General features: G+C 62.1%; 26 protein-coding genes. 22 read left to right on the top strand and 4 right to left on the bottom strand.

Annotation, left to right across the window (positions count from 1 at the left end; translation table 11 throughout):
- Nucleotides 1-19: 19 nt before the first annotated feature.
- The 14 genes from ccoO (at nt 20) to KDW95_RS06655 (ending at nt 12,901) form a co-directional block, all read left to right on the top strand.
- Nucleotides 20-640 (top strand): cytochrome-c oxidase, cbb3-type subunit II, encoded by a 621-nt coding sequence (gene ccoO / locus KDW95_RS06590; RefSeq protein ID WP_441813624.1) that lies wholly within the window; start codon nt 20-22, stop codon nt 638-640.
- Nucleotides 641-645: 5 nt separating this feature from the next.
- Complete coding sequence (locus KDW95_RS06595; protein WP_255855490.1) at nt 646-828, top strand: cbb3-type cytochrome oxidase subunit 3; 183 nt, start codon at nt 646-648, stop codon at nt 826-828.
- A complete protein-coding gene (gene ccoP, locus KDW95_RS06600; protein WP_255855491.1) occupies nt 825-1,718 on the top strand; it encodes a cytochrome-c oxidase, cbb3-type subunit III in 894 nt (297 codons plus the stop codon). The genes KDW95_RS06595 and ccoP overlap by 4 nt, the downstream gene beginning before the upstream one ends.
- 192 nt (nt 1,719-1,910) lie before the next feature.
- Nucleotides 1,911-3,338, top strand: a complete 1,428-nt coding sequence (ccoG, locus tag KDW95_RS06605; RefSeq protein WP_255855492.1) for a cytochrome c oxidase accessory protein CcoG — start codon at nt 1,911-1,913, stop codon at nt 3,336-3,338.
- Between the two features lie 129 nt (nt 3,339-3,467).
- Nucleotides 3,468-3,986: a FixH family protein gene (locus KDW95_RS06610; protein ID WP_255855493.1), complete on the top strand. Its 519-nt coding sequence runs from the start codon at nt 3,468-3,470 to the stop codon at nt 3,984-3,986.
- An 11-nt stretch (nt 3,987-3,997) separates the two neighbouring features.
- Nucleotides 3,998-6,481 carry a heavy metal translocating P-type ATPase gene (locus KDW95_RS06615; protein WP_255855494.1) on the top strand — a complete coding sequence of 828 codons (2,484 nt, stop codon included), beginning with the start codon at nt 3,998-4,000 and terminating at the stop codon, nt 6,479-6,481.
- A 71-nt stretch (nt 6,482-6,552) separates the two neighbouring features.
- Entirely contained in the window at nt 6,553-6,780 is a 228-nt protein-coding gene (gene ccoS / locus KDW95_RS06620; protein ID WP_255855495.1) for a cbb3-type cytochrome oxidase assembly protein CcoS, read from the top strand.
- Entirely contained in the window at nt 6,773-7,435 is a 663-nt protein-coding gene (locus KDW95_RS06625) for a sulfite exporter TauE/SafE family protein (protein WP_255855496.1), read from the top strand. The genes ccoS and KDW95_RS06625 overlap by 8 nt, the downstream gene beginning before the upstream one ends.
- A 122-nt stretch (nt 7,436-7,557) precedes the next feature.
- A complete protein-coding gene (gene fnr, locus KDW95_RS06630) occupies nt 7,558-8,313 on the top strand; it encodes a fumarate/nitrate reduction transcriptional regulator Fnr (protein ID WP_255855497.1) in 756 nt (251 codons plus the stop codon).
- Between the two features lie 97 nt (nt 8,314-8,410).
- Entirely contained in the window at nt 8,411-8,953 is a 543-nt protein-coding gene (locus KDW95_RS06635; RefSeq protein ID WP_255855498.1) for an adenine phosphoribosyltransferase, read from the top strand.
- Nucleotides 8,954-9,068: 115 nt separating this feature from the next.
- Nucleotides 9,069-10,004, top strand: coding sequence for a recombination-associated protein RdgC (gene rdgC, locus KDW95_RS06640; protein WP_255855499.1), 936 nt, complete (start codon nt 9,069-9,071; stop codon nt 10,002-10,004).
- Nucleotides 10,005-10,106: 102 nt separating this feature from the next.
- On the top strand, nt 10,107-10,739 hold the full coding sequence (queE, locus tag KDW95_RS06645) for a 7-carboxy-7-deazaguanine synthase (protein ID WP_255855500.1): 633 nt from the start codon (nt 10,107-10,109) through the stop codon (nt 10,737-10,739).
- Nucleotides 10,740-11,127: 388 nt separating this feature from the next.
- The gene (locus tag KDW95_RS06650) at nt 11,128-12,282 is read left to right on the top strand and encodes a cation diffusion facilitator family transporter (protein ID WP_255855501.1); all 1,155 of its coding nucleotides are present in this window, start codon (nt 11,128-11,130) and stop codon (nt 12,280-12,282) included.
- Entirely contained in the window at nt 12,275-12,901 is a 627-nt protein-coding gene (locus KDW95_RS06655; RefSeq protein ID WP_255855502.1) for a YigZ family protein, read from the top strand. Before KDW95_RS06650 ends, KDW95_RS06655 begins: the two co-directional genes overlap by 8 nt.
- Before the next feature lie 63 nt (nt 12,902-12,964).
- Here KDW95_RS06655 and KDW95_RS06660 read toward each other — a convergent pair whose 3' ends face one another.
- The gene (locus KDW95_RS06660) at nt 12,965-14,275 is read right to left on the bottom strand and encodes a L,D-transpeptidase family protein (RefSeq protein WP_255855503.1); all 1,311 of its coding nucleotides are present in this window, start codon (nt 14,273-14,275) and stop codon (nt 12,965-12,967) included.
- A gap of 268 nt (nt 14,276-14,543) precedes the next feature.
- Here KDW95_RS06660 and KDW95_RS06665 point away from each other — a divergent pair, with 268 nt between their 5' ends.
- The 4 genes from KDW95_RS06665 (at nt 14,544) to KDW95_RS06680 (ending at nt 21,286) form a co-directional block, all read left to right on the top strand.
- The gene (locus tag KDW95_RS06665) at nt 14,544-15,581 is read left to right on the top strand and encodes a GGDEF domain-containing protein (RefSeq protein WP_255855504.1); all 1,038 of its coding nucleotides are present in this window, start codon (nt 14,544-14,546) and stop codon (nt 15,579-15,581) included.
- A gap of 70 nt (nt 15,582-15,651) precedes the next feature.
- On the top strand, nt 15,652-16,131 hold the full coding sequence (locus KDW95_RS06670) for a DUF523 domain-containing protein (protein WP_255855505.1): 480 nt from the start codon (nt 15,652-15,654) through the stop codon (nt 16,129-16,131).
- Nucleotides 16,132-16,271: 140 nt separating this feature from the next.
- Nucleotides 16,272-17,990 (top strand): proline--tRNA ligase, encoded by a 1,719-nt coding sequence (locus tag KDW95_RS06675; RefSeq protein WP_255855506.1) that lies wholly within the window; start codon nt 16,272-16,274, stop codon nt 17,988-17,990.
- Between the two features lie 368 nt (nt 17,991-18,358).
- The gene (locus KDW95_RS06680) at nt 18,359-21,286 is read left to right on the top strand and encodes an HD domain-containing phosphohydrolase (protein WP_255855507.1); all 2,928 of its coding nucleotides are present in this window, start codon (nt 18,359-18,361) and stop codon (nt 21,284-21,286) included.
- Nucleotides 21,287-21,319: 33 nt separating this feature from the next.
- Here the strand turns inward: KDW95_RS06680 and KDW95_RS06685 are convergent, their stop codons facing one another.
- Nucleotides 21,320-21,610 (bottom strand): acylphosphatase, encoded by a 291-nt coding sequence (locus tag KDW95_RS06685; RefSeq protein ID WP_255855508.1) that lies wholly within the window; start codon nt 21,608-21,610, stop codon nt 21,320-21,322.
- Nucleotides 21,607-22,863 (bottom strand): YihY family inner membrane protein, encoded by a 1,257-nt coding sequence (locus KDW95_RS06690; RefSeq protein ID WP_255855509.1) that lies wholly within the window; start codon nt 22,861-22,863, stop codon nt 21,607-21,609. Before KDW95_RS06690 ends, KDW95_RS06685 begins: the two co-directional genes overlap by 4 nt.
- A 186-nt stretch (nt 22,864-23,049) precedes the next feature.
- On the opposite strand from KDW95_RS06690, the gene arsC reads away from it, so the two are divergent.
- From arsC to KDW95_RS06710, 4 genes are read left to right on the top strand one after another with little or no spacing between them, the layout of a single operon-like run.
- Nucleotides 23,050-23,400, top strand: coding sequence for an arsenate reductase (glutaredoxin) (gene arsC / locus KDW95_RS06695; protein WP_255855510.1), 351 nt, complete (start codon nt 23,050-23,052; stop codon nt 23,398-23,400).
- A 1-nt stretch (nt 23,401) separates the two neighbouring features.
- Nucleotides 23,402-24,025, top strand: a complete 624-nt coding sequence (gene wrbA / locus KDW95_RS06700) for an NAD(P)H:quinone oxidoreductase (protein ID WP_255855511.1) — start codon at nt 23,402-23,404, stop codon at nt 24,023-24,025.
- Complete coding sequence (locus KDW95_RS06705) at nt 24,022-24,414, top strand: DUF2069 domain-containing protein (protein ID WP_255855512.1); 393 nt, start codon at nt 24,022-24,024, stop codon at nt 24,412-24,414. The genes wrbA and KDW95_RS06705 overlap by 4 nt, the downstream gene beginning before the upstream one ends.
- Nucleotides 24,387-26,117 (top strand): SufS family cysteine desulfurase, encoded by a 1,731-nt coding sequence (locus tag KDW95_RS06710; protein WP_255855513.1) that lies wholly within the window; start codon nt 24,387-24,389, stop codon nt 26,115-26,117. The genes KDW95_RS06705 and KDW95_RS06710 overlap by 28 nt, the downstream gene beginning before the upstream one ends.
- Before the next feature lie 28 nt (nt 26,118-26,145).
- On the opposite strand, the gene KDW95_RS06715 is transcribed toward KDW95_RS06710, so the two are convergent.
- Nucleotides 26,146-26,949 carry a lipo-like protein gene (locus tag KDW95_RS06715; protein WP_255855514.1) on the bottom strand — a complete coding sequence of 268 codons (804 nt, stop codon included), beginning with the start codon at nt 26,947-26,949 and terminating at the stop codon, nt 26,146-26,148.
- Nucleotides 26,950-26,986 lie beyond the last annotated feature (37 nt).

Raw genomic sequence — 26,986 nt, forward strand, 5'->3', positions numbered from 1 at the left:
CCGATAGGAGCTATTCTCGATGATCAAACATGAAACAATAGAAAAAAACATCGGCCTGATGGTACTGCTGATCATTCTCGTGATCAGCGGTGGTGGCCTGGCGGAAATCGTCCCGCTGTTTTTTCACTCCTCGACCACTCAGCCGATTGAAGGCATGCGCCCGTACACGGCGCTGGAGAACGAAGGCCGCGACATCTATATCCGTGAAGGCTGCCACGTCTGCCATACGCAGATGATTCGTCCTTTCCGGGCGGAAACCGAGCGCTACGGCCACTACTCCACCGCCAACGAAGACGTCTGGGAACACCCCTTCCTGTGGGGCTCCAAACGTACCGGGCCGGACCTGGACCGCGTGGGTGGACGTTACTCCGATGACTGGCACCGTGCGCACCTGTACAATCCGCGCGATGTGGTACCCCAGTCGAAGATGCCTTCCTACCCGTGGCTGTTCGAAAACCGCGTCAGCGGCTCCGACACTGCAGACAAGCTGAAAGTCATGCGCAAACTGGGCGTGCCTTACACCGACGAGCAGATAGCAGACGCCCAGGAAGCGGTGAGCGGCAAATACGAGATCGATGCACTGGTCGCCTATTTGCAGTCGCTCGGTAAAACGCACTCCGAATACAGCAACAAGCGGTAAGTAGCGTGAGTTACGAAGCATACGGTCCTTACATACCGGTGATCATGCTCATCACCTTCATCATCCTGTTCGCCTGGGTACTGCACCCCAAGAACAAGAAGGGATTTGATGATGCCGCCAACCTTCCCTTCGAAGACGAAGAGAAGCCTTCGGATGCCAAGGCCGATAACGGGAGAAAGGAAAAATGAGTGCTTTTTGGAGCGCATGGGTAACGGTGATTACCCTGGCGGTCATTTTTGGCTGCACCTGGTTGCTGTTCCAGACTCGCAAAAGCGAGACCCACAAGGAATCCACCGACTCGACTGTCGGTCACGTGTACGACGGTATCGAAGAGTACGATAACCCCCTGCCCCGCTGGTGGTTTCAGCTTTTCGTCGCCACCGTGATCTTCGGACTGGTCTACCTGGCCCTGTACCCGGGCCTGGGTAACTTCAAGGGCCTGCTGGGCTGGACTTCGGCCGGCCAGTGGGAAGAGGAAATGCAGCACGCCGAGGAAGTGTACAAGCCGGTGTTTGCAAAGTACGCCGCCCTGTCCATCGAAGATCTGCAGAACGAGGACAACAAGTCCGGCCTGCAGATGGGTCAGCGCATGTTCGCCAACAACTGCTCGGTCTGTCATGGATCAGCGGGTACCGGCGCCTACGGCTTCCCCAACCTGACGGACAATGACTGGCTGTACGGTGGCGCTCCTGCCACGCTCAAGCAGACCATCACCGATGGCCGCAACGGTGGCATGCCGCCCTGGGGCTCTGTCCTGGGTGAGGAAGGTGTACGCGACATGGCCAGCTACGTGCTGAGCCTCAGCGGGCGTGAAGTGGATCCGGATGCCGCCCAGCGGGGCGAAACCCAGTTCCAGGCGCTGTGCACGGCCTGCCACGGCCAGGACGGCAAGGGCACCCAGGCTCTGGGCGCACCGAACCTGACGGACGATATCTGGCTCTACGGTGGCAGCTTCGAGGCGGTGACACACACTATTCGCAGCGGCCGCGCAGGCATGATGCCGGCACACAAGGATCTGCTCAGCGATGACAAGATCCACCTGATTGCCGCCTACGTCTACAGCCTGTCAGACCACTGACAGACTGCGGGCCTGTACTCAAGACGATATGATGCAGATCATATCGTCTTTTTTATGGGCCCCTTATACTGGACTTTGTCCACTGTGGCCTTGCAGCTTGTACCCCGGCCCTAGCGGACAGACTCTCTACACAGTCGCCACGGCACTGCAAGCAGGCACGCAGATGCAACAGGTCACACGAAGAGCAATGGCATGAATCAGATCCCGGTCAAAGACATCACTCCCAGAAACAGCCAGTCCAAGGCGACGGTTGAAACCTACGACCTCTACGCCAAGCGCGAACATATCTACGTCAAGTTCTACAAGGGACTGTTCCGCAACCTGCGCATGATCTCGGGCTTCGTCATGCTGGCGGCCTATTTCGGTTTTTCCTGGCTGCAGTGGGATGGCCATCAGGCGGTGCTGTTTGACCTGCCCAACCGCCAGTTTCATGTGTTTGGCATGACCTTCTGGCCCCAGGACTTCATGCTGCTGTCCTTTTTGCTGATCATTCTGTCCTTCGTGCTCTTCCTGGTCACGGCGGTCGCCGGGCGACTCTGGTGCGGCTACGCCTGCCCGCAGTTTGTCTGGACCTGGTTTTTTATCTGGGCCGAGCGTATCACCGAAGGCGACCGCAATCAGCGCATGAAGCGCGACAAGGCGCCCTGGAACGCCGAAAAGCTGGCCCGCAAAACCATCAAGCACCTGCTCTGGCTGCTGATCGCCGTCGCCACGGCGGTCGCCTTCGTCGGCTATTTCAGCCCCATTCGCGAACTGGTACCCAGCCTCTTCAGCTGGAACCTGGGCCCCTGGGAAACCTGGTGGCTGGGCTTTTTTGCCCTGGCAACCTATGGCAATGCCGGCTGGCTACGCGAACAGGTATGCATTTACATGTGCCCCTACGCCCGCTTCCAGAGCGTGATGTTCGACCCGGACACCCTGGTCATTTCCTACGACGAAAAACGCGGCGAGCACCGAGGCAAGCGCAAGAAGGGGGTCGATTACAAGGCCCAGGGCCTGGGTGACTGTATCGACTGCGGCAACTGCGTGCACGTCTGCCCCGTTGGCATCGACATTCGCGACGGCCTGCAGCACGAGTGCGTCGCCTGCGGCGCCTGCATCGACGCCTGCGACGATGTCATGGATCGCATGGGCTACGAACGGGGCCTGGTCCGCTATACCACCGAGCACGCCCTGGAAGGCAAGCCGACCAAGCTGCTGCGCCCGCGCCTGGTGGTTTACGCCCTGCTGCTGGGTGGCATGCTGGCAGCCTTTGCCTACACCATCGCCACCCGCATTCCGCTGGAAGTCGATGTCCTGCGCGATCGCGGTCCGCTGTTCACCCAGACATCGGATGGCAAGCTGGAAAACAGCTATACGCTGAAGCTGGCCAACAAGGCCCAGCAGGATCACCGCTTTGAAATCAGCGTCAGTGGCCTCGACGGACTGACCCTGGTAACCGACGCCCAGCTGCATATCGCCGCCGGCGAACTGGCCGATGTGGCGCTGCGCCTGCAGGCGGATCCCGCGGTCATGCTGCGTGCCAACTACACCATCATTTTCCATGTCCGTGCGCTGGATGACCCGTCGATCAGCCAGGATGCGGAAAGCCGCTTCCTCGGCCCGGCGCCCAGACGCTGATTTCCGCAGTTTGATGCACCCCCGGGGCAATTTGTCGCAGCAGCGCCTGCGGGGTTTTTCGGTTAGAATAACGCCGCTATGCGAGCAGCTGTTCGCCTGGCCTCGATTTAGCGCGTTTTAAGGATCATCATGAAGCACGACAACACTGCCATCGCGCCCTGGTACAAGCAGCCCTGGCTCTGGTTTATTCTGGCACCGGTCATTGCCTCCGTTTTCTCCGGCACCACCTTCCTGGTGCTGTCGATCGTTTCCTCCGACGGCATCGTCAAGGACGACTATTACCAGGTGGCCAAGGGGCTGGAAATTGACAGCACGCTGTCAAACAATGCCGCTGCCCTGGGCCTGGGTGCTGACCTGCTGATCGATGATGTCACCGGTGATATCGGCCTGACCCTGAACGGTGACGTGGCCGACGATCTTGACCGCCTGACACTGGAAATCATTCACCCGATTCACCAGAAATATGACCAGAGCGCCCTGTTGCGCCGCGTACCCGGCAGCACTCGCTTCACCGGCAGCCTGCAGGCCTCGCTCAGCGTGGGTAAGCGTTACCTGGTGCTTACACCGGCGGACAACAGCTGGAGCTTGCGTGCTGAAGCCCTGCCTCCCTACGATCCGCTGCGCACTCAGCTCTCGCCGGCGCACTGATTTCCCACCCGATGAACAGGCCCCTCAGCTCAGTTGATTCCGCGCACGTCGCTCATGACGCCGGCGCACAGGCCCATGGCTGCTTTCACTGTGGCCTGGATATTCCGCCAGGCACTCACCATGTGCTGGTGATCGACGGCCAGCCGAGGGAGCTATGCTGCCCCGGCTGTCTGGCGGTGGCACAGACCATCGTCGACAGCGGGCTGGATGGCTATTACCGCCACCGCACCGCAACGGCGGGGGCGCTGGATATTGCCGGCCGCGCCCTGCCGGACGCCCTGGTGCAGGAACTCGCGCTCTACGACCTTGCGAGTGTCCAGCAGGCCTTTGTTGCCAGCCTCGGTGAAACAGAACGCGAAGCCAGCCTGGTGATCGAAGGCATCAGCTGCGCCGCCTGCACCTGGCTGCTCGAGCATCATCTGCAGCGCCAGGCCGGCGTACTCGGCGTCAGCGTCAATCTCAGCAATCACCGCATGCGCCTGCGCTGGGATACCTCAAGCACCAGCCTGAGTACCTTGCTGGGACAGATTTACCGTATCGGCTACCAGGGTCATCCGTACCACCCCGACAAGGAACAGCAACTGCTGGAGCGTGAAAAGAAACGCGCCATCATGCGCCTTGGCGTCGCCGGCGTTGGCATGATGCAGGTCATGATGTACGCCATCGCGCTCTACGCCGGTGCCCTGCAGGACATGGAGCCACAGTTTGTCAGTTTCATCCGCTGGGCCAGCCTGATCGTCGCCACCCCCGTCGCCCTTTACGCCGCACTGCCCTTTTACCAGGCAGCGCTGCGGGACCTGCGCAGCCGCCACCTGAGCATGGACGTACCGGTGTCCATTGCCGTGCTTGGGGCCTACAGCGCCAGCGTCTGGGCAACCCTGACCCGCAGCGGCGAGGTCTATTTCGACTCGGTCACCATGTTCACCTTTTTTCTGCTCATTGGCCGCTACCTGGAGATGCAGGCCCGCCACCGTACCGGTCGGGCCGGCAATGCACTGCTCAACCTGCTACCCAACAGCGCCATCCGCCTCGTCGATGGCGATGAACTGCTGGTACCCGCAGGCGAACTCAGGGTGGGTGATCGGGTGCTGGTCAAGCCCGGGCAGAGCCTGCCGGCGGACGGCATTATCCGCCGCGGCCACTCTTCCATCGACGAGTCGGCCCTGACCGGCGAGTACCTGCCCATCCACCACGGCGAGGGCGACGCCGTGGTGGGCGGCACCCTCAACGTCGAGAACCCCATCGAACTGGAAGTCAGCCAGGTGGGGGGCGACACCCAGCTGTCCGCCATCGTGCGCCTGCTGGACCGCGCCCAGAGCGAGAAACCCGCCACCGCCCGCCTGGCCGACCGTATCTCCAGCTACTTTGTTGCTGCGGTCCTGCTGACCGCAGGGTTTGTCGGGCTGATCTGGTGGCAACTGGAACCCGCCAACGCCTTCTGGGTAACCCTCTCGGTCCTGGTCGTCACCTGCCCCTGCGCGCTGTCGCTGGCCACCCCCACGGCGCTGACAACCGCCACCGGCACATTGCGCCAGCAGGGCCTGCTGATCACCCGCGGACACGTTCTTGAAAGCCTCGCCAAAGCAACCCACATGGTGTTCGACAAAACCGGCACCCTGACCCAGGGCAACCTCAGCCTGCACAGCGTCATCACCCTGGGCGCCGAGCGTGACCAGGCCCTACGCCTGGCCGCGGCACTGGAGGCGCACTCCGAACACCCGATCGCCAAGGCGTTCCATCCCTTTGTCCACCGGCCCGCCGACACCCTGGAGTCCCACCTGGGCCAGGGCCTTGAAGGCGAGATCGACGGTGCACGCTACCGCATCGGCACGGCCGAATTTGCCGCCGCCCTGTGCCCGCACCAGCCCGCACCGGCACTGCCCGACAGCCAGAACCAGTGGCTGCTGCTGTGCAGCACCACAGCCCCCCTGGCCTGGTTTGGGCTTGATGACCAGCTGCGCCCCCAGGCGACCGATTGCATCCGCTCGCTGCAGGCGCTCGGCCTGCAGGTGGAGTTGCTGTCCGGCGACAGCTCCCCGGCGGTACAGCACGTCAGCCGAAGCCTGGGAATAGACCAGGTTCACGGGGGCATGTCACCGGATCAGAAACTGGCCCATATCCGCGCCTTGCAACGCAACGGTGCCCGGGTGGTGATGGTGGGTGATGGCATCAACGACATCCCGGTGCTGGCCGGCGCTCAGACGTCCATCGCCATGGGGTCCGCCACCGACCTGGCCAAAACCTGCGCCGACGGTGTACTGATGTCCGGTGACCTCAGCCGCCTGGTGGAGGGCATCGTGCTGGCGCGCAAGACCCGCAGCATCATTCGCCAGAACCTCGGCTGGGCCCTGCTGTACAATCTGTTGGCACTACCGCTCGCCGCCAGCGGACTGATCGCTCCCTACATGGCGGCGCTCGGCATGTCCGCCAGCTCTCTGGTGGTGGTCGGCAATGCCATGCGACTGGCTCGGAGCAAGGTGAAAGGTGAAAGGTGAAAGGTGAAAGGTGAAAGGTGATTAAACTGCAACACTCGACGGGCCCTGCAACAGACCTCAAAGGCTGAACCATGGATATTCTGTATCTGCTGATTCCCATCGCCATTATCTTTGTCGGCTGCGCCCTCTGGGCTTTTTTCTGGAGCGTCAACAGCGGCCAGTATGACGACATGGACTCGCCCGCCCACAGCATCCTGTTTGATGATGACGACAAGCTGATTCCCGACGACGCCAGGCAGGAGCCTTCCAGGCCTGCAGCCGCTGCTCGCCCGACACCGGACTCGGCTAAAGATGACTGAAGGCCTCTCCATCGGCACCGCACTGGTACTGGGTTTGCTCGGCGGCGCACACTGTATCGGCATGTGCGGCGGCATCGCTGCAACCGTCGGCATGACCCGCCCCGATAGCCGCACACCGGCCATCATACTGTTGCTGGGCTACAACGGCGGGCGGCTGCTCAGCTATGCGCTGGCCGGTGCGCTGCTGGGCGGGCTTGGAGTGCTGCTCGCCGATAGCACCGCGACCCTGGTACTGCGCACCCTGGCAGGCTTGATGCTCGTGGCCATGGGCCTCTATATTGCACAATGGTGGAAAGGCCTGTTGCACCTGGAGCGGGCCGGCAGCGGCCTGTGGCGTTACCTGCGCCCGCTGGCCAGCCGTTTTTTACCGGCCCGCACACCGCTGCAAGCCCTGGCGCTGGGCTTGCTGTGGGGCTGGCTGCCCTGCGGCCTGGTTTACAGCACCCTTATCTGGGCCTCCGCCGCGGGCGACTGGCAGACCAGCGCGCTGTTGATGGCCTGTTTCGGCGCAGGCACCTTGCCGGCCATGCTTGCCACCGGACTTATGGCGGCCCAGCTGCGCCAGCTACTGGCCCGGCGCCTCACCCAGCAGCTGGCAGGCAGCCTGATTATCCTGTTCGGCCTGCTGACCCTGGTGCCAATCCTGACACCCTGAGTCCTCTTCCCTCACATGACTTCAACCGGCTCGACAAATGATGGATAATTACGTCCCGGCAGCATTGCCCGCTCTGCGCGGTCTGTCCCCTCATTTAACGATCCAGGCAACAGGAAGTACCTATGGATGATTCAAGCACACCGGGGAGATCACGCCCGGCCCAGCAGGCGCACTGCAACAGCTGCAGTCTGAGTACGCTGTGCCTGCCCGTGTCGCTGGATCTGACGGATATTGATCGACTCGACACCATCATCAGCAAAAGCTCGCCACTGAAAAAGGGCGACCAGCTGTTTGATCAGGGACAGCCATTTGGCTCCATATTCGCCATCCGCGCCGGCAGCGTGAAGACCTACAGCGTCACTGCCGACGGTGACGAGCAGATCACCGGGTTCTACTTCCCCGGTGAGCTGATCGGCCTGAGCGGCATGGATTCGGGCCAGTATCCCAATGCCGCCCAGGTCCTGGAAACCACAACGGTGTGCGATATTCCGTTCGCAAGGCTCGATGACCTGGCCGGCGAACTGCCCGAACTGCGACGCCAGATCATGCGCACCATGAGCCGGGAGATTCGCGATGACCAGCAGATGCTGTTGCTGCTGTCGAAAAAAACCGCCGAGCAGCGCCTGGCCACCTTCCTGATCCGGCTGTCGGAGCGTTTTCGTATCCGGGGTTACTCCAGAACGCGCTTTCGCCTGTCGATGTCGCGCAACGAAATCGCCAACTACCTGGGGCTGGCCATCGAGACGGTCAGCCGGCTTTTTACCCGCTTCCAGAAAGGCGGCCTGATACAGGTGGAAGGCAAGGAAATCGATATCCTCGACTTGCAGCAGCTGTACCTGCAGTCCGGCGAGTGCCCCAGCCTGCGCCAGGCACCCTGAAACTGATGTGACGGCAGCGTTCACCCGAGCGCTGCTGTCGCAACTGAATTTACCGCATCACAGCCGCAGCCCGCGCTGCGCCCAAGGAGTCAATTGCATGCCCTACGATGAGTGCTACGTAAAATCGGTCATTCGCACCATTGCCGACTGGCCTGAAAAAGGCGTCATATTTCGCGATATCACGCCCATTTTCAAGGACCCCAAAGCCCTGCGCATGGTCACGGATGATTTTATTCAGCGCTATATCGGAACCGAGATCACCCATATTGCCAGCATCGATGCGCGCGGCTTCCTGATCAGCTCGATCATGGCCTATCACCTCAACCTGCCGCTGGTACTGGTACGCAAGAAAGGCAAACTGCCAGGCAAGACCGTGCAGGCCGATTACGCACTGGAGTACGGCACCGCCACCGTCGAGATGCAGATCGATGCCGTGGGCCCGGGCGACTGCGTGCTGATATTTGATGACCTTATCGCCACCGGCGGCACCATCCTGGCCGCCAGCACCCTGATCAAGGAACTGGGCGCCAGCGTCTATGAAGCCGCCGCGCTGATCGACCTGCCGGACCTCGAAGGCTCCACTCGCATTCAGGACGCAGGCATTCCGGTGCACACCCTGCTTGCCTACGAAGGCCTCTGATCTGCCCGCCACCGCCAGGGCGAAGCTCGCCCAGGCGGTGGTTGTTCCCTTCGCCATGGCAATTACGCCATGAGCCGCTAGAATAGCGCCCCTACTCAGCAGGCAATGATTTCCCATGTGGTTTAAAAATCTTATCTTTTATCGCTTTAATGCCGCCTTCGACAAAGACACCGAAGCACTGGAAACCGCACTGGCCGAAACGCCGTTCCAGCCCTGCGGCAGTCAGGAACTGAGCCGTTCCGGCTGGATTGCGCCCTGCAAGGCCCTGCCCGATCAGCTGGTCTACAGCTGCGCCGGCTATCACCTGATCTGCAGCCAGAAAGAGGAAAAAATACTGCCCTCGGGCGTCATTCGCCAGACGCTGGAAGAACGGGTGCAGAAGATTGAAAAGGACGAGGCGCGCAAGGTGTATCGCCGCGAGCGTACCCAGCTGAAGGACGAAATCGTTCTCGATCTGCTGCCCCGCGCCTTCAGCAAACGCAACCAGACCTATGCCCTGATCGCCCCCCAGGCCGGGCTGATTCTGGTCGATGCCTCGAGCCACAAGAGCGCCGAAGACCTCCTCAGCCAGCTGCGCAACAGCCTGGGTTCACTGCCCGTCATTCTGACCGACGTCAAGCAGTCGCCGGCGGCGGTCATGAGCCACTGGCTCGAACAGCAGGAGCCGCTGCCGGCCTACCTGCAGCTGCTCGACGAAAGCGAACTCAAGGACAACCTGGTGGAAGGCGGCGTGATCCGCATCAAGGGCCAGGACCTGACCAGCAGCGAGATCGTGGCGCACCTCGAAGCCGGCAAGCGCGTCTCCAAGCTGGCGCTGGAATGGGATGAGAACCTGCGCCTCATGCTGCACGAGGACCTCAGCGTTCACCGCCTCAAGCAGACCGACCAGTTCAAGGAGCGCCAGCAGGATGTGGCCGATGATGAACTGGCCCGCTTCGACGCCGACGTCGCCCAGCTCGGCCTGGAGCTGACGCGCCTGATTCCGGACCTGCTCAACGCCTTCGGCGGTGAAGTTGCCGGCGCGTCGCTGGAGCCCGCGCCTGCCGCATGACAGGTCGCAACAGGGGCGGCGAGACGGTGCCTTTGAGTGCATACTTGAAGCAGCCGCGGCGAGCCGCCCACTGCAATGGCCCTGCAAGGCCCCGGAGAACCCATGTACAGCGTTAAAGAGATGTTCTATACCCTGCAGGGCGAAGGCGCCCAGGCCGGCCGGCCGGCCGTGTTCTGCCGCTTTGCCGGCTGCAACCTCTGGTCCGGCAGGGAACAGGACCGCAGCCGCGCCATCTGCGACTTCTGCGATACCGACTTCGTCGGCACGGACGGCCAGAACGGCGGCAAGTTCGCCACCGCAGAGGCACTGGCTGAAGCGGCCTTCGCACTCTGGCCCGATCCGAACCAGGGCACACCCTACCTGGTGTGCACCGGCGGTGAACCGGCACTGCAGCTCGATACTTCCCTGGTGCGGGCGTTCAAGGCCGCAGGCTTTGAGATCGCCATCGAAACCAACGGCACCCGGCCGCTGCCCGAGGGGATCGACTGGATCTGCCTGAGCCCCAAGGCCGGCACTGAGCTTGCGATTCACTGCGGGCAGGAACTCAAGCTGGTCTACCCGCAACTGCTGGCCGCCCCCGAACGTTTTGCCGGGCTGGCCTTCGAAAATTTTTACCTGCAGCCACTGGATGGCCCCGATGCCGCTGCCAATCGCCAACGCTGCATCCAGTATTGCCTGGAGCATCCGCAGTGGAAACTCAGCCTGCAAACCCACAAAATTCTGGGTATCGACTGATTTGAGCAAGGCCCGGACCGGGAGTGACTGTAGCTGTGCTAAAGCATCCACAGGCCCATTATGACAGGGCTGTGCGGTTATACCCACACGCGCTGTGGATAAGGGTGTGGGTTAACAGCGAAATATGCGCCTCCCGCCCCGCAATACCGTCGATCGAGACAGATTGGCTATTTTTTGATCAGTAGTTATTTATTAAATAATAACAACAACTTGCAGCGAGTTTTTGACGAAACCAGTGATAATCGGCCTGCTTGATCGCGATTTTACTATGTAATATTTTTGAAACAGGCAGGCGGCAGCTGCCAGACTGGGTTGCCCAGACCCCGGACCTGGGCCCCATCAAGGCGCAAGCGCTACCTGTTAGTGCACTTAATTCAATGGATTTGTAATGTACACAGCCAAGCAACGTCAGCAAGAAGCCCAGAAGGTGACACTCGTCGGCAGCCTGCTGGACGCCGTCCTCGGCATCGCCAAAATCCTGGTCGGTCTGTTTTTCCATTCCCATGCCCTGATCGCCGACGGCATCCATTCGCTGTCGGACCTGGCAACGGATTTCATGGTCGTTCTCGTATTGCATCTGTCGCACCAGGAACCGGACGAAGACCACCCCTGGGGCCATGCCCGCTTCGAAACTGCCGCCACCGTCATGCTTGGCGGGCTGCTGATCGCCGTTGCCGGAGCCATGGCATACAACAGTGTCGGGCTGATGTTCAGTGGCGCCGAACTGCTGGTTCCCGAGTGGCCCACCCTGGTGGTGGCCGGGCTATCGGTTGTCAGCAAGGAATGGATCTACCGCTACACCCTGGCGGCGGGCAAGCGCCTCAAGTCGGACCTGATCATTGCCAACGCCTGGCACAGCCGCAGCGACGCCTTTTCGTCCATCGTGGTGCTGATCGGTATCGGTGGCGCCATGCTCGGCTGGGCCTGGCTGGACGCCCTTACCGCCGTGCTGGTTGCGCTGCTGATCGCCAAGATTGGCTGGGACCTGACCTGGAAAAGCATCAAGGAGCTGGTCGACACCGCCCTGCCGGAAGACCAGGTGCGCGAACTGGAGCAGTCCGTGCAGGATGTCGATGGTGTCATCAGTGTGCACAGCCTGAAAACTCGCCTGATGGGTGGCCAGAGCCTGCTGGAAATGCACATCCAGGTCGAAAGCCACCTCAGCGCCTCCGAAGGGCACTATATCGGCGATACCGCGGTGCGCATCCTCAAAACCCGTTTCGACGACATTGGCGATGTCATCTTCCATATTGACACCTACAACGATGATCAGCGCCTCTACTGCGACACCCTGCCGCTGCGTGCCGAAGTGGAACAGGCCCTCAGAGCCGCGATGTCCGAGCTGCACCCGGATCTGCGCTGGGAAAAGCTCGCACTCTACTACATCAGTGCCCGTATCGAGCTCGAGCTGAATGTCGACGGCGCCCTGCTGGCACGCTGCGGTCTTACGGGGCAGGCGCTGCAGCAGGCGCTGCGCGACAATCTGCAACAACACTACTGGTACGCCAGCCTCAGCCTCTGGCTTGCAGCAACCGATGCCTGAGACTTACCAGCGACCGGCCCGGCCCCATGCGGTCAGCCTGGAAATCAAGCGCAGCCAGTTCATATGCCAGGCCGCGCACACCGTAGGCGCGCAAGCCGCCAACGACTTTGTACTCCAGGTGCGCAACCGCTACCCCGATGCCAACCACAACTGCTGGTGCTATGTGGCCGGGGCGCCGGATGACTACAACCTGTGGAACTGCAGTGATGATGGCGAACCCCGCGGCACCGCCGGCAAGCCCATGCTCAACGTACTGGCACATTCAGGGCTGGGCGAAATCACCCTGGTCGTAACACGCTACTTCGGCGGTGTTAAGCTCGGTGCCGGTGGCCTGGTAAGAGCCTACAGCCAGGCGGTACAGGAATGCCTGGCAAGTTTGCCCACCGAAACCCGCGTATTTACACAGTCCTATGAGTTGCTCGCACCGCACGACCTGACCGGCACCCTGGAGCACCTGATTCAGCAACTGGGACTGACCGTTATCGAGCGGCAGTGGCGGGACAAGCTGCGGATACTGCTGGAGCTAAGCGATGCCGAGGCCAGCGCCCTGGAAATGCGCCTGGCGCCTTTGCCCGCCACCTGCCTTGCCCCACTCAAGCCCGCACGAACGGCGGACTAGCGGCGACGCAAGGGAGAAGGGGCAAGGGATAAGGGAGACGGGAGACGGGAAATGAATAGGCACTCAGGGGGCCGCAATGCGCGACTGCTGTGTCACGGAAACGGCCTTGTCGGCTTCCATGTCATGCCCGTAAAGATCCTCACGAAACTGTACCTGGCCATCGTCGTCCAGCCAGGCGGTCCAGTACGTGGTATAGACCGGCACCGGGCTTGGCAATGACAATACCCGATTCTTGCCCTTGGCGATTTCCCGCTCCAGCCGGGAAACAGACGCCAGGCCACGCTCACCGCCTGACAACCCGAACAGCCGCCTGGCCAGCCGGTCCGGATCTTCGATACGAATACAGCCTGAGCTGAAATCCCGTACCGGCCGGTTAAAAAGCCCGGCACTGGGCGTACCGTGCATGTACACCAGGTAGGGATTGGGGAAATTGAACTTCAGCAGTCCCAGTGGATTGCTCGGGCCAGGCGCCTGCCAGAAACGCTGCTGGGGCTGCGGCCCGCGATAGAGCCGCTCGTAATCCAGTTCACTTAAGGGCAACGTCCGCATGCCGGCGCCATACCCGACCACCAGCTCGAGCCCCTTGCTATACAGGGCATCCGGCGACTCTTGCATTTCCGGGACTATATCGCGGTAGGCAATGCCGCTGGGTACGTTCCAGTCCGGGTTGAGTTCCAGCGAGTCAATCTGACTGGCCACCAGCGGCGTACGCGCCTCGAGCTTGCCCACGATGGCGCGCATTTTCAGCACCGGCTTGCCCGCTTCGACATAACGCATTTCGAACGCCGGAATATTCACCACGACATAGGTGTGTGCACCCGCACGCTGTGTGTCGAACTGCGCCAGGCGCGTCTGGTTCAGCTGCAATTGCTGGTAGCGCGCTCTGGGGGGGACTTCCAGCGCCGCGCGGGATCGACGCCCAAAGATGCCATCCGGCTCGAGGCCGTGGCGACGCTGGAACCGTTCCAGCGCCGCCTGTAACGGGGCATCGAAAAGCCAGGCATCGGCCGGACTCGCCCGGGTCTGCAGGTCACCGAGCAGCATCAGCCGGGTACGGATATCGGCCACCACCGGATCGCTGTCCCCAAGACGCAGGGAGCTCGTCGCAACGATGGGCGGCCAGCGGTACTCCAGTACCAGCCCACGGTAGTGCGCCAGGGCATCCTCAATGGACTCAAAGCGTCCCGACTCCGGCACCAGGGCCGGCGCCTGTGCCCCGGCACCGCGCTCCCAGCGGGATTCCTGATCAGGCTCAGTACCCGGACGGTGATCGGAGTGGGCCGCCAGCAGGGGCTGCGCCACAGCACCGGCATTGATCAGCCCACTGAGCACGGTGGCACCAAGCACCCCGCAAACACTCGCTAGTCGTATCACCTGCACCTCCTCGGGTCCAGTTACAAGGATAGCCCCGAAAGCGCCGCTGGAACATACCCGTTTCCAGCCGCAAATTCCCGCGCCTGATCACCCATTCAGCCCCATTCTGGCGTCATATTTGGTACGTTAGCGATGTGTAACAACAGGATGACTGGCACTGAGCACTGAAAGTCTCTTATAGTACCGGGACTGCGCCGGTAAGATCGTCGCTGACAAGGGCACGAGCACCCGCGACCCCATTCAAATCCGTCGAACAGAAAGGATACCTATGAAATTCGCGGAGAATTCCAATCAGGCGGCAGACTACCTGCGTCGAGCCATCCCTCTCATGGTGAAGTACAACATCCCGCCCAACCCGCTGAACTATGCTCTCTGGTATACCTATGTTTCCGACCGCATGCCCGAGCTGAACAGCGTACTGGACACAACAGTGAGCACCTACGGCACCTGCCCTGTAATGGTAAGCGAACAGCTGTTTCGCGAGCATATGCTCAAGGATGAACTCGAATCGGCCAAGGATATTCAAAGCAACCTGATCTCGCTGATGAACGACCTGAATGACCAGGCCCACGAAACCGCCAGACGTACCTGTGATTACAGCGAAGTACTGCAGGACAGCCTGAGCGCACTCGCCGATGGCGAATACAGCGAACTGCCGCTGGAGTCCATTATCCAGAACCTCGCACTGAACACCGAAGCGATCAGCGCGACCACACGCAAGTTCCAGCAGCGCATCGATGAAGCCCAGGCCGAAATCGCCACGCTCAAGGCCGAACTGCAGCGTACCCGCCAGGATGCCCGCGTCGATCCGCTTACCGGGCTGTTCAATCGCCGCGTCTTCGACAGCGAACTGCTGCAGCTGATTGGCAGCCCTGACAGCGCAAGTACCACCATCGTGCTGCTGGATATCGATTTCTTCAAGAATTTCAACGATCAGTACGGTCACCTTATGGGCGACAAGGTGCTGCAATACGTCGGCAAGCTGCTGAAAGAGAATACCGCCGAGCCACTGCTTTCGGTACGCTTTGGCGGCGAGGAATTCGCCATACTTCTGCCCGGCGGCAGCCTCGACGAAGGCGCCAAACTGGCAGAGAATCTGCGCGACAAGATCCAGGCCATCCGCATCAAGCTGAAAAAGTCCGGCGAGGTGATCAGCTCCATCACCGCCTCCTTTGGCGTCACCCAGTACCGCCCCGGGGAAGGCTCCGACGATTTTATTGGCCGCGCCGACAGCGCACTCTACAAGGCGAAAACCGAGGGGCGCAACCAGGTGCAGTGCGCCGATGCAAGCACACCGGCCATGTAACCTGCCATTCACAAAGCCCTGATAGTCTCTGCGCCGTTCTGATTTGACGGTTCAACAGGAGGCTATCAACATGGGAAAAATACTGGTCAGCGCCTGCCTGCTGGGCGAGACGGTACACCGGGATAGCCAGCAAAGACGCCTGGTCCATCCGCAACTTGAACAATGGCGGCGCCAGGGGCGGCTGGTGCCGTTTTGCCCGGAGGTCGCGGCCGGCCTGCCGGTACAGCGCCCCGGCGCGGAAATCCGCCAGCGTTTTCCCATTCTGATCACTGACCGCGACGGTGAAGACCTCACCCCCGCTTACCTTCACGGTGCTGAACTGGCATTGGAAGTGGCGCAGCGGGAGCAGTGCTGCTGCGCCCTGCTACAGTCCCTCAGCCCGTCCTGCGGCCCGACCCGGGTATACGACGGCCAGTTCCAGCAGGTGCCTGTGCAGGGCAGCGGCATAACGGCCGCCGAACTCATGCGCCACGGCATTCCGCTGTTCGACGAAACCCAGTTGCGCGAGCTTTTCGCATTTATGCAGATGCAGGACCTCAGTGCCGCCTGAGGCCCTGGGCCAGACTGCAGGCGCGGCTCCCGCAAGCGGATAACACACAGCATGCGCGCAACGGGCTTGTTTGCCACCCCCCGCGTCCCTACAATGGTGCGATTTTCCGCAACATTTTCCGATTTCTGGGTTTAGGATCTATGCGCGCTAGCCAATATCTGATTGCCACACTCAAGGAAACCCCGTCCGACGCCGAAGTTGTCAGCCACCAGCTGATGCTGCGCGCAGGACTGGTCCGCAAGGTCGCCTCCGGCCTGTACAACTGGCTGCCCATGGGCTTGCGCTCGCTGCGCAAGGTCGAGCGCATTGTGCGCGAGGAAATGGACCGCGCCGGCGCCCAGGAAGTGCTGATGCCCGCCATCCAGCCCTCCGAGCTGTGGCAGGAGTCCGGCCGCTGGGAGCAGTACGGCCCGGAACTGCTGCGCCTGCGCGATCGCAACGATCGCGAGTTCTGCGTCGGCCCGACCCACGAAGAAGTCATCACCGACATGATTCGCCGCGAAGTCAAAAGCTACAAGCAGCTGCCAGCCAACTTCTATCAGATCCAGACCAAGTTCCGTGACGAAATCCGGCCCCGGTTTGGCATCATGCGCTCGCGCGAATTTATCATGAAGGATGCCTACTCCTTTCACCTGGGTGCAGAATCGCTGCAGGCAACCTACGAGCTGATGTACCAGACGTACAACAACATCTTTACCCGTATTGGCCTGGACTTCCGGCCGGTACTGGCCGATACCGGCTCCATCGGCGGCAGCTCGTCCCACGAGTTCCATGTACTCGCGTCCTCCGGCGAAGACGATATCGCCTTTTCCGACAGCAGCGACTACGCCGCCAACGTCGAACTGGCCGAAGCCCTGGCACCGGCGGGTGAACGTGCTGCCGCCAGCATGGACATGCACCTGGTCGACACGCCGAACGCCAAAACCATTGCCGATCTGGTTAACCAGCATCAGTTGCCGATCGAAAAGACGATCAAAACCCTGATCGTACGCGCATCCGAAGAGTGCGAAGCCGATTTCGTCGCCCTGCTGGTACGCGGTGACCATGACCTGAACGAGCTCAAGGCTGAAAAACTGCCGCTGGTCGCCGCCCCCCTCACCATGGCCACGGAAGATGAATTCCGCCCGGTTATCGGTGCCGGTGCCGGCTCCCTGGGGCCGGTGAATCTTGCCATTCCCTGCATTGTCGACCGTGCTGTTGCCATGGCATCCGACTTTGGCGCCGGCGCCAATATCGACGGCAAGCACTACTTCGGCATCAACTGGGGGCGCGACCTGGAACTTCCCCAGGTTGCGGACCTGCGCAACGTGGTTGAAGGTGACCCGAGCCCCGATGGCCAGGGCACCCTGTCCATTCGCCGCGGTATTGAAGTGGGCCACATCTTCCAGCTGGGCCAGAAATATTCCGAGGCACTGGGCGCCACCGTGCTGGACGAAAACGGCAAGGCCAAGGTCATGGACATGGGCTGCTACGGTATCGGTGTATCCCGCGTTGTCGCCTCCGCCATCGAGCAGAATCACGATGACAAGGGCATTATCTGGCCTGACGCCATTGCGCCTTTCCACATCGCCCTGGTGCCGCTCAATTATGACAAGTCCGACGACGTGAAGGCGCTCGCCGATCGCCTCTACCAGGACCTGCAGCAGGCCGGTTACGACGTCCTGCTGGATGACCGCAAGGAGCGCCCGGGGGTCAAGTTCGCCGACATGGAACTGATCGGCATCCCTCACCGCGTGGTGATCTCGGACCGCGGTATCGCCGCCGGCACCCTGGAATACAAGGGTCGTCGCGATACCGACAACCAGGACATCGCCATCGACCAGCTGCTGGCGACCCTGGCCGACAAGCTCAGCATCTAAGCGCTGCATCCCGGCGCCGGCCCTTGCCACAACGGCCGACAAGCTCGGCATCCAGGCGCAGTGTCCCGGCGCCGGCCCCTTCCACGGGGGCCGACAAGCTCAGCATCCAGGCGCTGCATCCCGGCGCCGGCCCTTGCCACAAGGGCCGACAAGCGCTGCATCCAGGCGGAGTATCCCGGCACCGCCCCTTCCGGAGGGCCGGTGCCGCTTCTCCCCCGCCTGCACATCAGCGCCTACCCGCACCACTGCACAGCACAGTCCATTAGCAGCCCATTCGACACACTCGGGCCAGCGCCTTCCCCCACAGCTGCGACAGAGCGCGATACGCTATAGTTCACGGGCCGATACTTTGCTCGGGCCCCGATCCCATGTCCAGCACCAAGCCACGTCACTATCCGCTGCACCTGCAGATCACAGCACTCTTCATGCTGCTTATTCTGCTGCTCGGCGGCAGCCTGACCTGGTACCACTATCGCCAATCCAGCGACCTGATCCTCACCGCCTCCGCCCAGCTGTTCGAGCAGTACGGTGAACGCCTGCGGCTGGAGTTCCTGCGCACCTATCAGCCCATCGTCCAGCTGATCAACATGCTGGCACTGGACTCCATCGTCAAGGCGCAGACGGCAACCGAACGCCTTACTCGCCTGACCCTGCTGGCCCGGGCCCTGGAACAGCGCCCGCAGGTCACGGCGCTGCAAATAGGCTACGCCAGCGGCGACTACCTGGTGGTGCGCCCCATCAACGGTGATCGGCTCAGCGCCAGTCTCCAGCCTCCAGGCGGCAGTCATCTCATCGCCCAAAGCATCAGTACCGACCCCCAGGGGCGCAGGCAGCAGCAGGATTATTTTTTCGACGTCGACCTGCGCCTGATCGAGCAGCGCGACACGGCGCCGTCGGACTATGACCCGCGCCAGCAGAACTGGTATCAGCTGGCGCTGGAACACGACCGGCATGGGGTCACTGAGCCCTATTTTTTCCCCACCATTGGCAAGGTTGGCATTACCCTGTCCGGGCGCGACCCGCTGCAGGGCACCGTGATCGCGGCCGATGTGGCACTCGACCGGCTGTCCCGTTCCATTTCCGAACTGCACATCACGCCACGCAGCGAGATCGTCCTGCTGGATCAGAACTTCAACGCCCTGGCCTATCGTGACCCCGGCAAGCTGGTCCTGCTGGAGCAGCACAGGATCATCGACATTGCCCGCCTCGACAGCCTGGGCTCCCGGGTGCTGGACGCCGCGAGCAAGCCGGTGGCCGCCGGCGAACGGCGCTTCAGGCTCGAATTCGATCGGGAAACCTGGCGCGCCGAACTCTATGCGCTGGAAGCTGCCGATGGCATTCACTTCGAGCTGCTGATTCTGGTGCCCGAAAACGAACTGCTCAGCGAAGCGCTGCGAATCCGCCGTCAATCGAACCTGATCACCGGTATTATCCTGATGCTCGCGCTCCCCCTGACCTGGCTGCTGGCGCGCCAGATAGCCCGCCCCTTGCGCCAGCTCGCACTGGAGGCGAGCCAGATTCGGCGTTTCCAGCTCGATCAGCCCATCAGCACCCGTTCGCGCATTCGCGAGATCGACGACCTGGGCCACAGCATGAGGGTCATGAAAGACACCCTGAACCAGTTCCTCGGCATGCTGGGCGCCATGTCGGAGGAAACGGCCTTCGTGCCGCTCATCGAACTGATTTGCACCCAGACCATGAGCGTCAGCCAGGCGGCCGGCGCCGCGATCTACCTGGTCAATGACGACGATACAAGGCTCGAGCTCGCCAGCCTGAAACTGGCAGAAGCCACAGGGGCTGCGCCACTTTTGCCCCCCTGCGCGCTGCACGGCGACCACCAGCTGGCGGACTGCCTGCTGCACGAAACCAGCCTCAGCCAGACCCTGACCCACAGCAGTATCGATCACCCGATGTACCCGCTGTTGCAGGCACTGCACACAGGCCGTCTCCAGGTCATCAGCATTCCACTGAAAAATCGCAATCGCGAGTCCGTCGGCGTGCTTTGCCTGCTTTATGGCAACAGCCAGGCCCACTGCGAAAACGACCTGCTGGACTTTATCGAGACGCTGTCCGGTTTTGCCTCACTGACACTGGAAAACCGCCAGTTGATTGGCAAGGAAAAAGCCCTGCTGGAGGCCTTTATCGAGCTGATCGCCGGTGCCATTGATGCCAAGTCGCCCCACACCGGCGGGCACTGCGCCCGGGTACCGGCACTCACCGAAATGCTCGCCCGGGCGGCCTGCGACAGCAGCGACCCCGCCTTTGCCGACTTTTCCCTGAACGACGACCAATGGGAAGAGCTGCATATCGCCAGTTGGCTGCACGACTGCGGCAAGATCACCACGCCGGAAACGGTGGTGGAAAAGGCCACCAAGCTGGAAACCTTTCATGATCGCATCCATGAAATCCGCACCCGCTTCGAAGTTCTCAAGCGCGATGCCGAACTGCGCTTCTGGCGCCAGCTGCACGACGCCAAGGACACGGAACGGCAAACCCTGAAAGTACGGCTGGAGGCAACACTGGCCAGGGAGCTGGGACAACTGGATGACGACTTCGCCTTTGTCGCCCAGTGCAACCTGGGGCGCGAACAGATGGCACAATCAGATCAGCAGCGCCTGCGCACCCTTGCCAGGCGCGAATGGCTGCGCACCCTGGATGATCGCCTGGGCATTTCCTGGGAAGCACGCCAGCGCCGCCCCGGCGGCACCGTCAGCCTGCCGGTACGCGAAACGCTGCTGGCCGACAAGGATTTCCACCTGATTCCCCGCACCGAAGCCGATTATATCCCGGCTAACAACCCCTGGGGGTTTCGTCTGCACCAGCCCCAGCATCTCTACAACCAGGGCGAGCTGTACAACCTGCTGATCAACGCGGGCACCCTGACGCCCGAGGAGCGTTACAAGATCAACGACCATATCGTGCAGACCATCATTATGCTGGAAAAACTGCCTTACCCGCGTCACCTGCGCGGCATACCGGAAATCGCCGGCGGGCATCACGAGCGCATGGACGGGCGCGGCTACCCCAGAGGACTGACCGGCGAGCAGATGTCATTACCGGCGCGCATGATGGCCATTGCGGATATCTTCGAGGCCCTCACCGCCGCGGACCGGCCCTACAAGGAGCCCAAACGCCTGAGCGAGGCTTTGCTGATCATGGGGCAGATGCGCGACCGGGGGCATATAGATCCGCACCTGTTCCGGCTGTTTCTGCACAGCGGTGTGTGCGAACAGTACGCCTGCCAGTACCTGACACCGGCGCAGCGCGACCCGGTGGACATCAGGCGGTACCTTTAGCGGGTCGTACTTCAGCAGCCTGTCAGGGGCTGTTCAGCGACGTATCTCAAAACCCTGCAAGGCCGGTTCCGGCTGGCAAGACTCGCTTTCCAGCCGGTCAACCCGCGCCTGCGCAGGTCCGTGCCGCAGCCACTGCAGCATGCGCATCAGCGCCGGCGTCTCTCCCTGCAGCCAGGCTGTCACGCTGCCATCGGCCTCATTCTGCACCCAGCCCTGCAGGCCTTCGATGCGCGCCTGCTGGCAGGCACAGTAGCGAAAACTGACGCCCTGTACCCGTCCGTGCACGCGCACGCGCCGGGCCTCGACCGCCGCGGTCACGCTCATCCCCTCTCCCCCTGGCGCAGGCTGTTGTCATCCTCCGCCGGGTCGGACGCGAACAGCACCTGCAGCGGCACATCGAGCTGCTTGCTGCGCTGATGCGCCAGTGCCTGCAAACGCAGGTCCAGCCGGCGCTGCCAGGGGCTGATCGACTCGTGGGCGAAAGGCTCCGGCATCGGCCAGGGCAACACCTCGGTCAGCTCCTGCAGACGATAATGGGCCAGGTCTCGGCTGAGCAGGTAGGCACCCTGTTCATTGCGCTGCACGATGCCCGCGTCCATCAGCAGCACCTGATAATCGTCCCAGCGCCCCTGGTCTAGCCCCGGGACCTCCTGCAGCAAAATTCGGTCCGACAGCCCCATCCCCTCTCGCTGCGCCTGCCACAGGCGGTACAGCACCGCCACCACGGTTTGCAGGTGAGACGCGGCAATCTGGCGCCGGACCGGCTGATAGACGCTCAGGGCACGGGTAAGCTCAGCGCCGAGCAGAATGATGACCCAGGAAATGTAGATCCACAGCAGAAACAACGGCACGGCGGCAAAAGCGCCGTAGATAAGCTGATAGGAGGGCGACTGGGTAACAAAAAACGCGAAACCCCGCTTGGCGGTTTCAAACAGTACCGCCACCACCAGGGCGCCGATAAAGGCATTGCGCAAGGGCACCCGGCAATTGGGCACGGCGGCATAGAGCAGCGTAAACGCCGCCGCCGAGAGCACCATGGGCAGAAGACTCAACAGACGCCCCCGCCCCACCAGAGAAGCCGCATCGCTGATGATGGACAGGCTGGCAACATAGGAACTCAGTACCAGCCCCAGGCCGATCAGCACCGGCCCCAGGCTCAGAATCGCCCAGTACAGCAGAAAGCTCGACATCCCCCGCCTGGGCCTTGATACCCGCCAGATGCGGTTAAAGGCCGCCTCGATGCTTTTCATCATCATGATGGATGTCACAGCCAGAAACGCCACGCCGATGGCCGTCAGGTTGCGTGCCTGGGAGGTGAAGTTGGCCAGGTAGTCCTGCACCACTTCACCGGTGGCCGGCACGAAATTCTCGAAGACCCACCCCTGCACGCTTTCGCCCACCCCCTGAAACGACGGCACCGCCGCCAGCATTGAGTAGGTCACCGTCATCAGCGGCACCACGGCAAACAGCGTCGTGTAGGTCAGGGCGGCGGCGTTCAGCACACCCTGGTTGGATACGAACTGGCCGAACAGGTAGCGCAGAAACAACACTGCACGGTTTTGCAGCAGAAAATTCATGCCGACCCTCCCCCTTGTTGCCGCCGGAGCAACGGAGCCGGATCCGTCCCCCGAACGGGCCAAACCTTGAAAACCGAAAACAGCAGGCCACCCCTGCACGGCATAACAGCACTCATGGTGAAGTCCTTTTTCGTGAAAGCATTGGCAGTTACAATAGGCGCCGCCTAAAAACGATACGGAAGCGCCATGAGTCAAGTTACCCTCTATCATAACCCACGCTGCTCCAAGTCCAGAGAAACCTATCAGCTGCTACGGGACAAGGGCATCGAACCCCAGGTGCGCGAATACCTCAAGGATATTCCCAGTGCAGACGAACTGCGCGAACTGCTTGCAGCCCTTGGCATCAGCGCCCGTGAACTGCTGCGCACCAAGGAAGCGGAATACATGGAACTGGGACTGAATGATACGACGCTCAGTGACGCTGCGATTATCGAAGCCATGGTGCAGTGTCCCAAGCTGATCGAACGCCCCATCGCCATTCGCGACGGCCGGGCCCGTATCGGCCGCCCGCCGGAATCCGTGCTGGAGATTCTCTAAGGTGTCAAACCCCGGACAGGAGCGCCCCTACGTGCTGGTGCTCTACTACAGCCGCCACGGTGCCACCCGTACCATGGCGCAACAGATCGCCCGCGGCATCGAGCAGTCCGGCATCGAGGCACGCCTGCGCACAGTGCCCGAAATTTCCAGCGTCTGCGAAGCCACATCCGATGAGATCCCCGCCGACGGCGACCTGTACTGCAGTGAGCTGGACCTGGCCGGCTGCGCAGGCCTTGCCCTTGGCAGCCCGACACGCTTTGGGAATATGGCGGCAGCGCTGAAATACTTTATCGACAGCACCAGTGCGCTCTGGCTTTCCGGTGCCCTGATTGGCAAGCCGGCGGCGGTATTCAGCGCATCGTCCAGCCTGCACGGTGGCCAGGAGAGCACTCTGCTGACCATGATGCTGCCCCTGCTGCACCATGGCATGCTGATCACCGGCCTGCCCTACAGCGAGCAGGAGCTGCTGACCACCCAAACCGGCGGGACGCCCTACGGCCCCAGCCATGTGGCCGGCCCCAAGGCCGGGCGCAATGTCGATGCCACCGAACTCAAGCTGTGCCAGGCCCAGGGCAGGCGCCTGGGCGAACTGGCGGTGAAACTCGCCCCCCGGAGCCTGACATGAAAACGACCCTGGACAGCAATCTCGATGCCAAGCTGCGCATGGCACGACTGCTCACCCTTACCAGCTATGCCGCCCTGCTGAGCCTGCTCAGTGCCTGGTATCTGTGGCTGGCGCCGGCACCCGGAGACCGTCCCTGGATTGTCTGGCTCTGGCACCTGGTGCCCTTGCTGGCGTTTGCGCCTTCGGTGCTGCTGGGCAAGCCCCGCGCCCACGCCTGGCTGTGCTTTGTGCTGCTGCTGTTCTTTATTGAAGCCGTACTGGCCGCCACGCACCCGGCCACCTTTGGCCTGGGCCTCTCATACGCCATACTGGTATCGGTGCTTTTCAGCGCCGCCATGTATTACGCCCGCTGGAAAAGCCAATGGCTGCGCAGCAACCCGCAACGCTGATGCCGCAGGACCCCATGCTCGATATCGACCGCCTGCGTGCTGACTTTCCCATTCTCGACGAAAGGGCCCATGACCAGCCGCTGATTTACTTCGACAACGCGGCCACCACCCAGAAGCCCCGGGCGGTGATCGAGGCCCAGTCGCAGTACTACCGCCACAGCAATGCCAATGTGCACCGCGCCTCCCATTACCTGAGCAGCCGTGCCACCGAGGCATTCGAGCAGGCACGACACAACGTGGCCCGCTTTATCGGGGCCGCCAGCCCACGGGAAATAATCTGGACCCGCGGCGCCACCGAAGCCATCAACCTGGTAGCCCACAGCTATGGGCGCTCACAGCTTGGCTCAGGCGACCTGATCCTGGTCTCGACCCTGGAGCACCACGCCAATATCGTGCCCTGGCAACTGCTGGCAGAGCAGGTGGGTGCCCGCATCGAAGCCATCCCGCTGCTGGATGATGGCAGCCTGGACCCCATCGCCTACCGGCAACTGTTACAACAAAACCCGCGCCTGGTGGCGCTGACCCACGCCTCCAACGCCCTGGGCACCCTCAACCCGGTGGCCGAAATGACCCGCGCCGCCCAGGGCGTCGGCGCGAAAGTGCTGATCGACGGCGCCCAGTCGACACCGCACCTGGCCATTGACGTCCAGGCCCTGGGCTGCGATTTCTTTGTGTTTTCCGGCCACAAGGTGTTTGGCCCCACCGGCATTGGTGCTCTGTGGGCGCGGGAAAGCCTGCTTGAGGCCATGCCGCCCTGGCAGGCGGGCGGGGAAATGATCGAGCATGTCAGCTTCGCATCGACCCGTTTTGCCGGCCTGCCCTTCAAGTTCGAAGCCGGCACGCCCAATATCGCCGGCGTGATTGGCCTGAATGCCGCCATCGGCTACCTGCAACAGCTTGACCGCCAGGCCATCGAAGCCCACGAAATGCAATTGCTAAACCGGGCGCTGGCACTGTGCAGCGAAATACCCGGCTTTCGCCCCGTCGGCCAGGCAGCACAGCGGGTCAGCCTGATGTCGTTCTGCATCGATGGCCTGCACCAGCAGGATATCGGCCTGATGCTGGATCAGCACGGTATCGCGGTACGCGCCGGCCACCACTGCGCCATGCCCCTGATGCAGCGTCTGGGGCTGCCCGGTACCCTGCGTGCCTCCTTCGCGTTTTACAACACCCTGGAGGAAGTCGAACGCTTCGCCGCCGTGCTCGGCCAGATCGTGCGCGAGCAGACCCGCAGGCCACCACAGCACAGCGCGGTTTCAGTCGCCGACACCGCCTGCGCGGCAGCACCGGACAGTGCCGACCTGCTGCTACGGCTCGAAGCCTGTCGAGGCTGGCAGGCGCGCTACCGGGAGATCATGCTGCTGGGCAAGAACCTGCCCGTCATGGCGCAGTCACTGCGCACCGATGCCAACCGCCTGCACGGTTGCGAGAGTCACGTCTGGCTCAGTGTGGAGTACCGCGACGGCAGACTCTGGCTGCAAATGGACGCCGATGCCCGCGTTATCCGCGGCCTCATCGCCCTGCTGCTGGCGGCCTTTAACGGCAAGACAGCCACGCAAATTCTGCGCTTTGACCTGCAGGGACTGTTTCAGCGCCTGGCGCTTATGCAGCACCTGAGCCCGTCTCGCGGCAATGGCCTGGCCGCCATCGTCGAGGCCATCTACCAGCAGGCCCGGGCACGGCAGGACGAAGACCCAGGCTGAACCTGGCAGGCTGTTGAAAAACGTCCTGCTAGTCGCCCCGTCCGGCGGGGGCTGAAGCATGCTCCCCGGACGGAGCCACGGCGGCTTCCGGGTCGCCCATGCAGACAATCCGTCGATAGACATAGCCCGCTTCCAGCATCGGCTTGATCACCCTGAAGTAGGGCGAGACATCAAAGTCCCGCGGCGTGAACAAGCTCGGATGGCGCCGGAACAGCCGTACCGGAAAACCACTGTGCTCAGGCTGAACCTCCCGTGGCAAAATCGGATAGGCAACGGTCTGAAAAGCCTCGGCAATCAGCGATGAGCAAATGGCCCGCGTCGGGTCGCCGCTGCCCAGGTGCAGCATGTGCCGGCGCCAGTGTGACGGAACCGGCGGCGTGGGAAACAGAAAGCGGGCCAGATCGAGGATGTTCTTGTGGTCATACTGCTGGCCAAGGCGCGCCACCAGGAAGTCCGTCATGACCTTTACCTCGGTGGGCGCCAGCCCGACCGGGCGACAAATGCGGGTGTGACAGGCCTCGTAGCGCCCCAGCGAGACCGCCCGTACACCGGCGGACACATCGGCCTCGATCAGTACCCGGGCCCTGGCCCCCTGCTCCGGCCCGTCCAGCGCATGACCGATGCAAAAGGCGGCGTGGGACCAGGTCGACTGCGTCAGGTACTTGATGGCCGTGCTGATACGGCTGGTGCCTTCGACCAGCAGGACATCGCCGGGCAGCAGGCACTGGTGCAACTTGTCCGCCGAACTGGTCGCCCGGGGCGCCAGCCCGTCACGCGGATGGGACAGATACACCGATAACCGATGCCCCAGAAACTCCAGCATTTGCCACATAGCGCGCCTCAGATCCGGTTTAATACAACAGCCATAC

Origin of the sequence: Marinobacterium rhizophilum, assembly GCF_024397915.1 — a bacterium.
Taxonomy (GTDB): Bacteria; Pseudomonadota; Gammaproteobacteria; order Pseudomonadales; family Balneatricaceae; genus Marinobacterium_A; species Marinobacterium_A rhizophilum_A.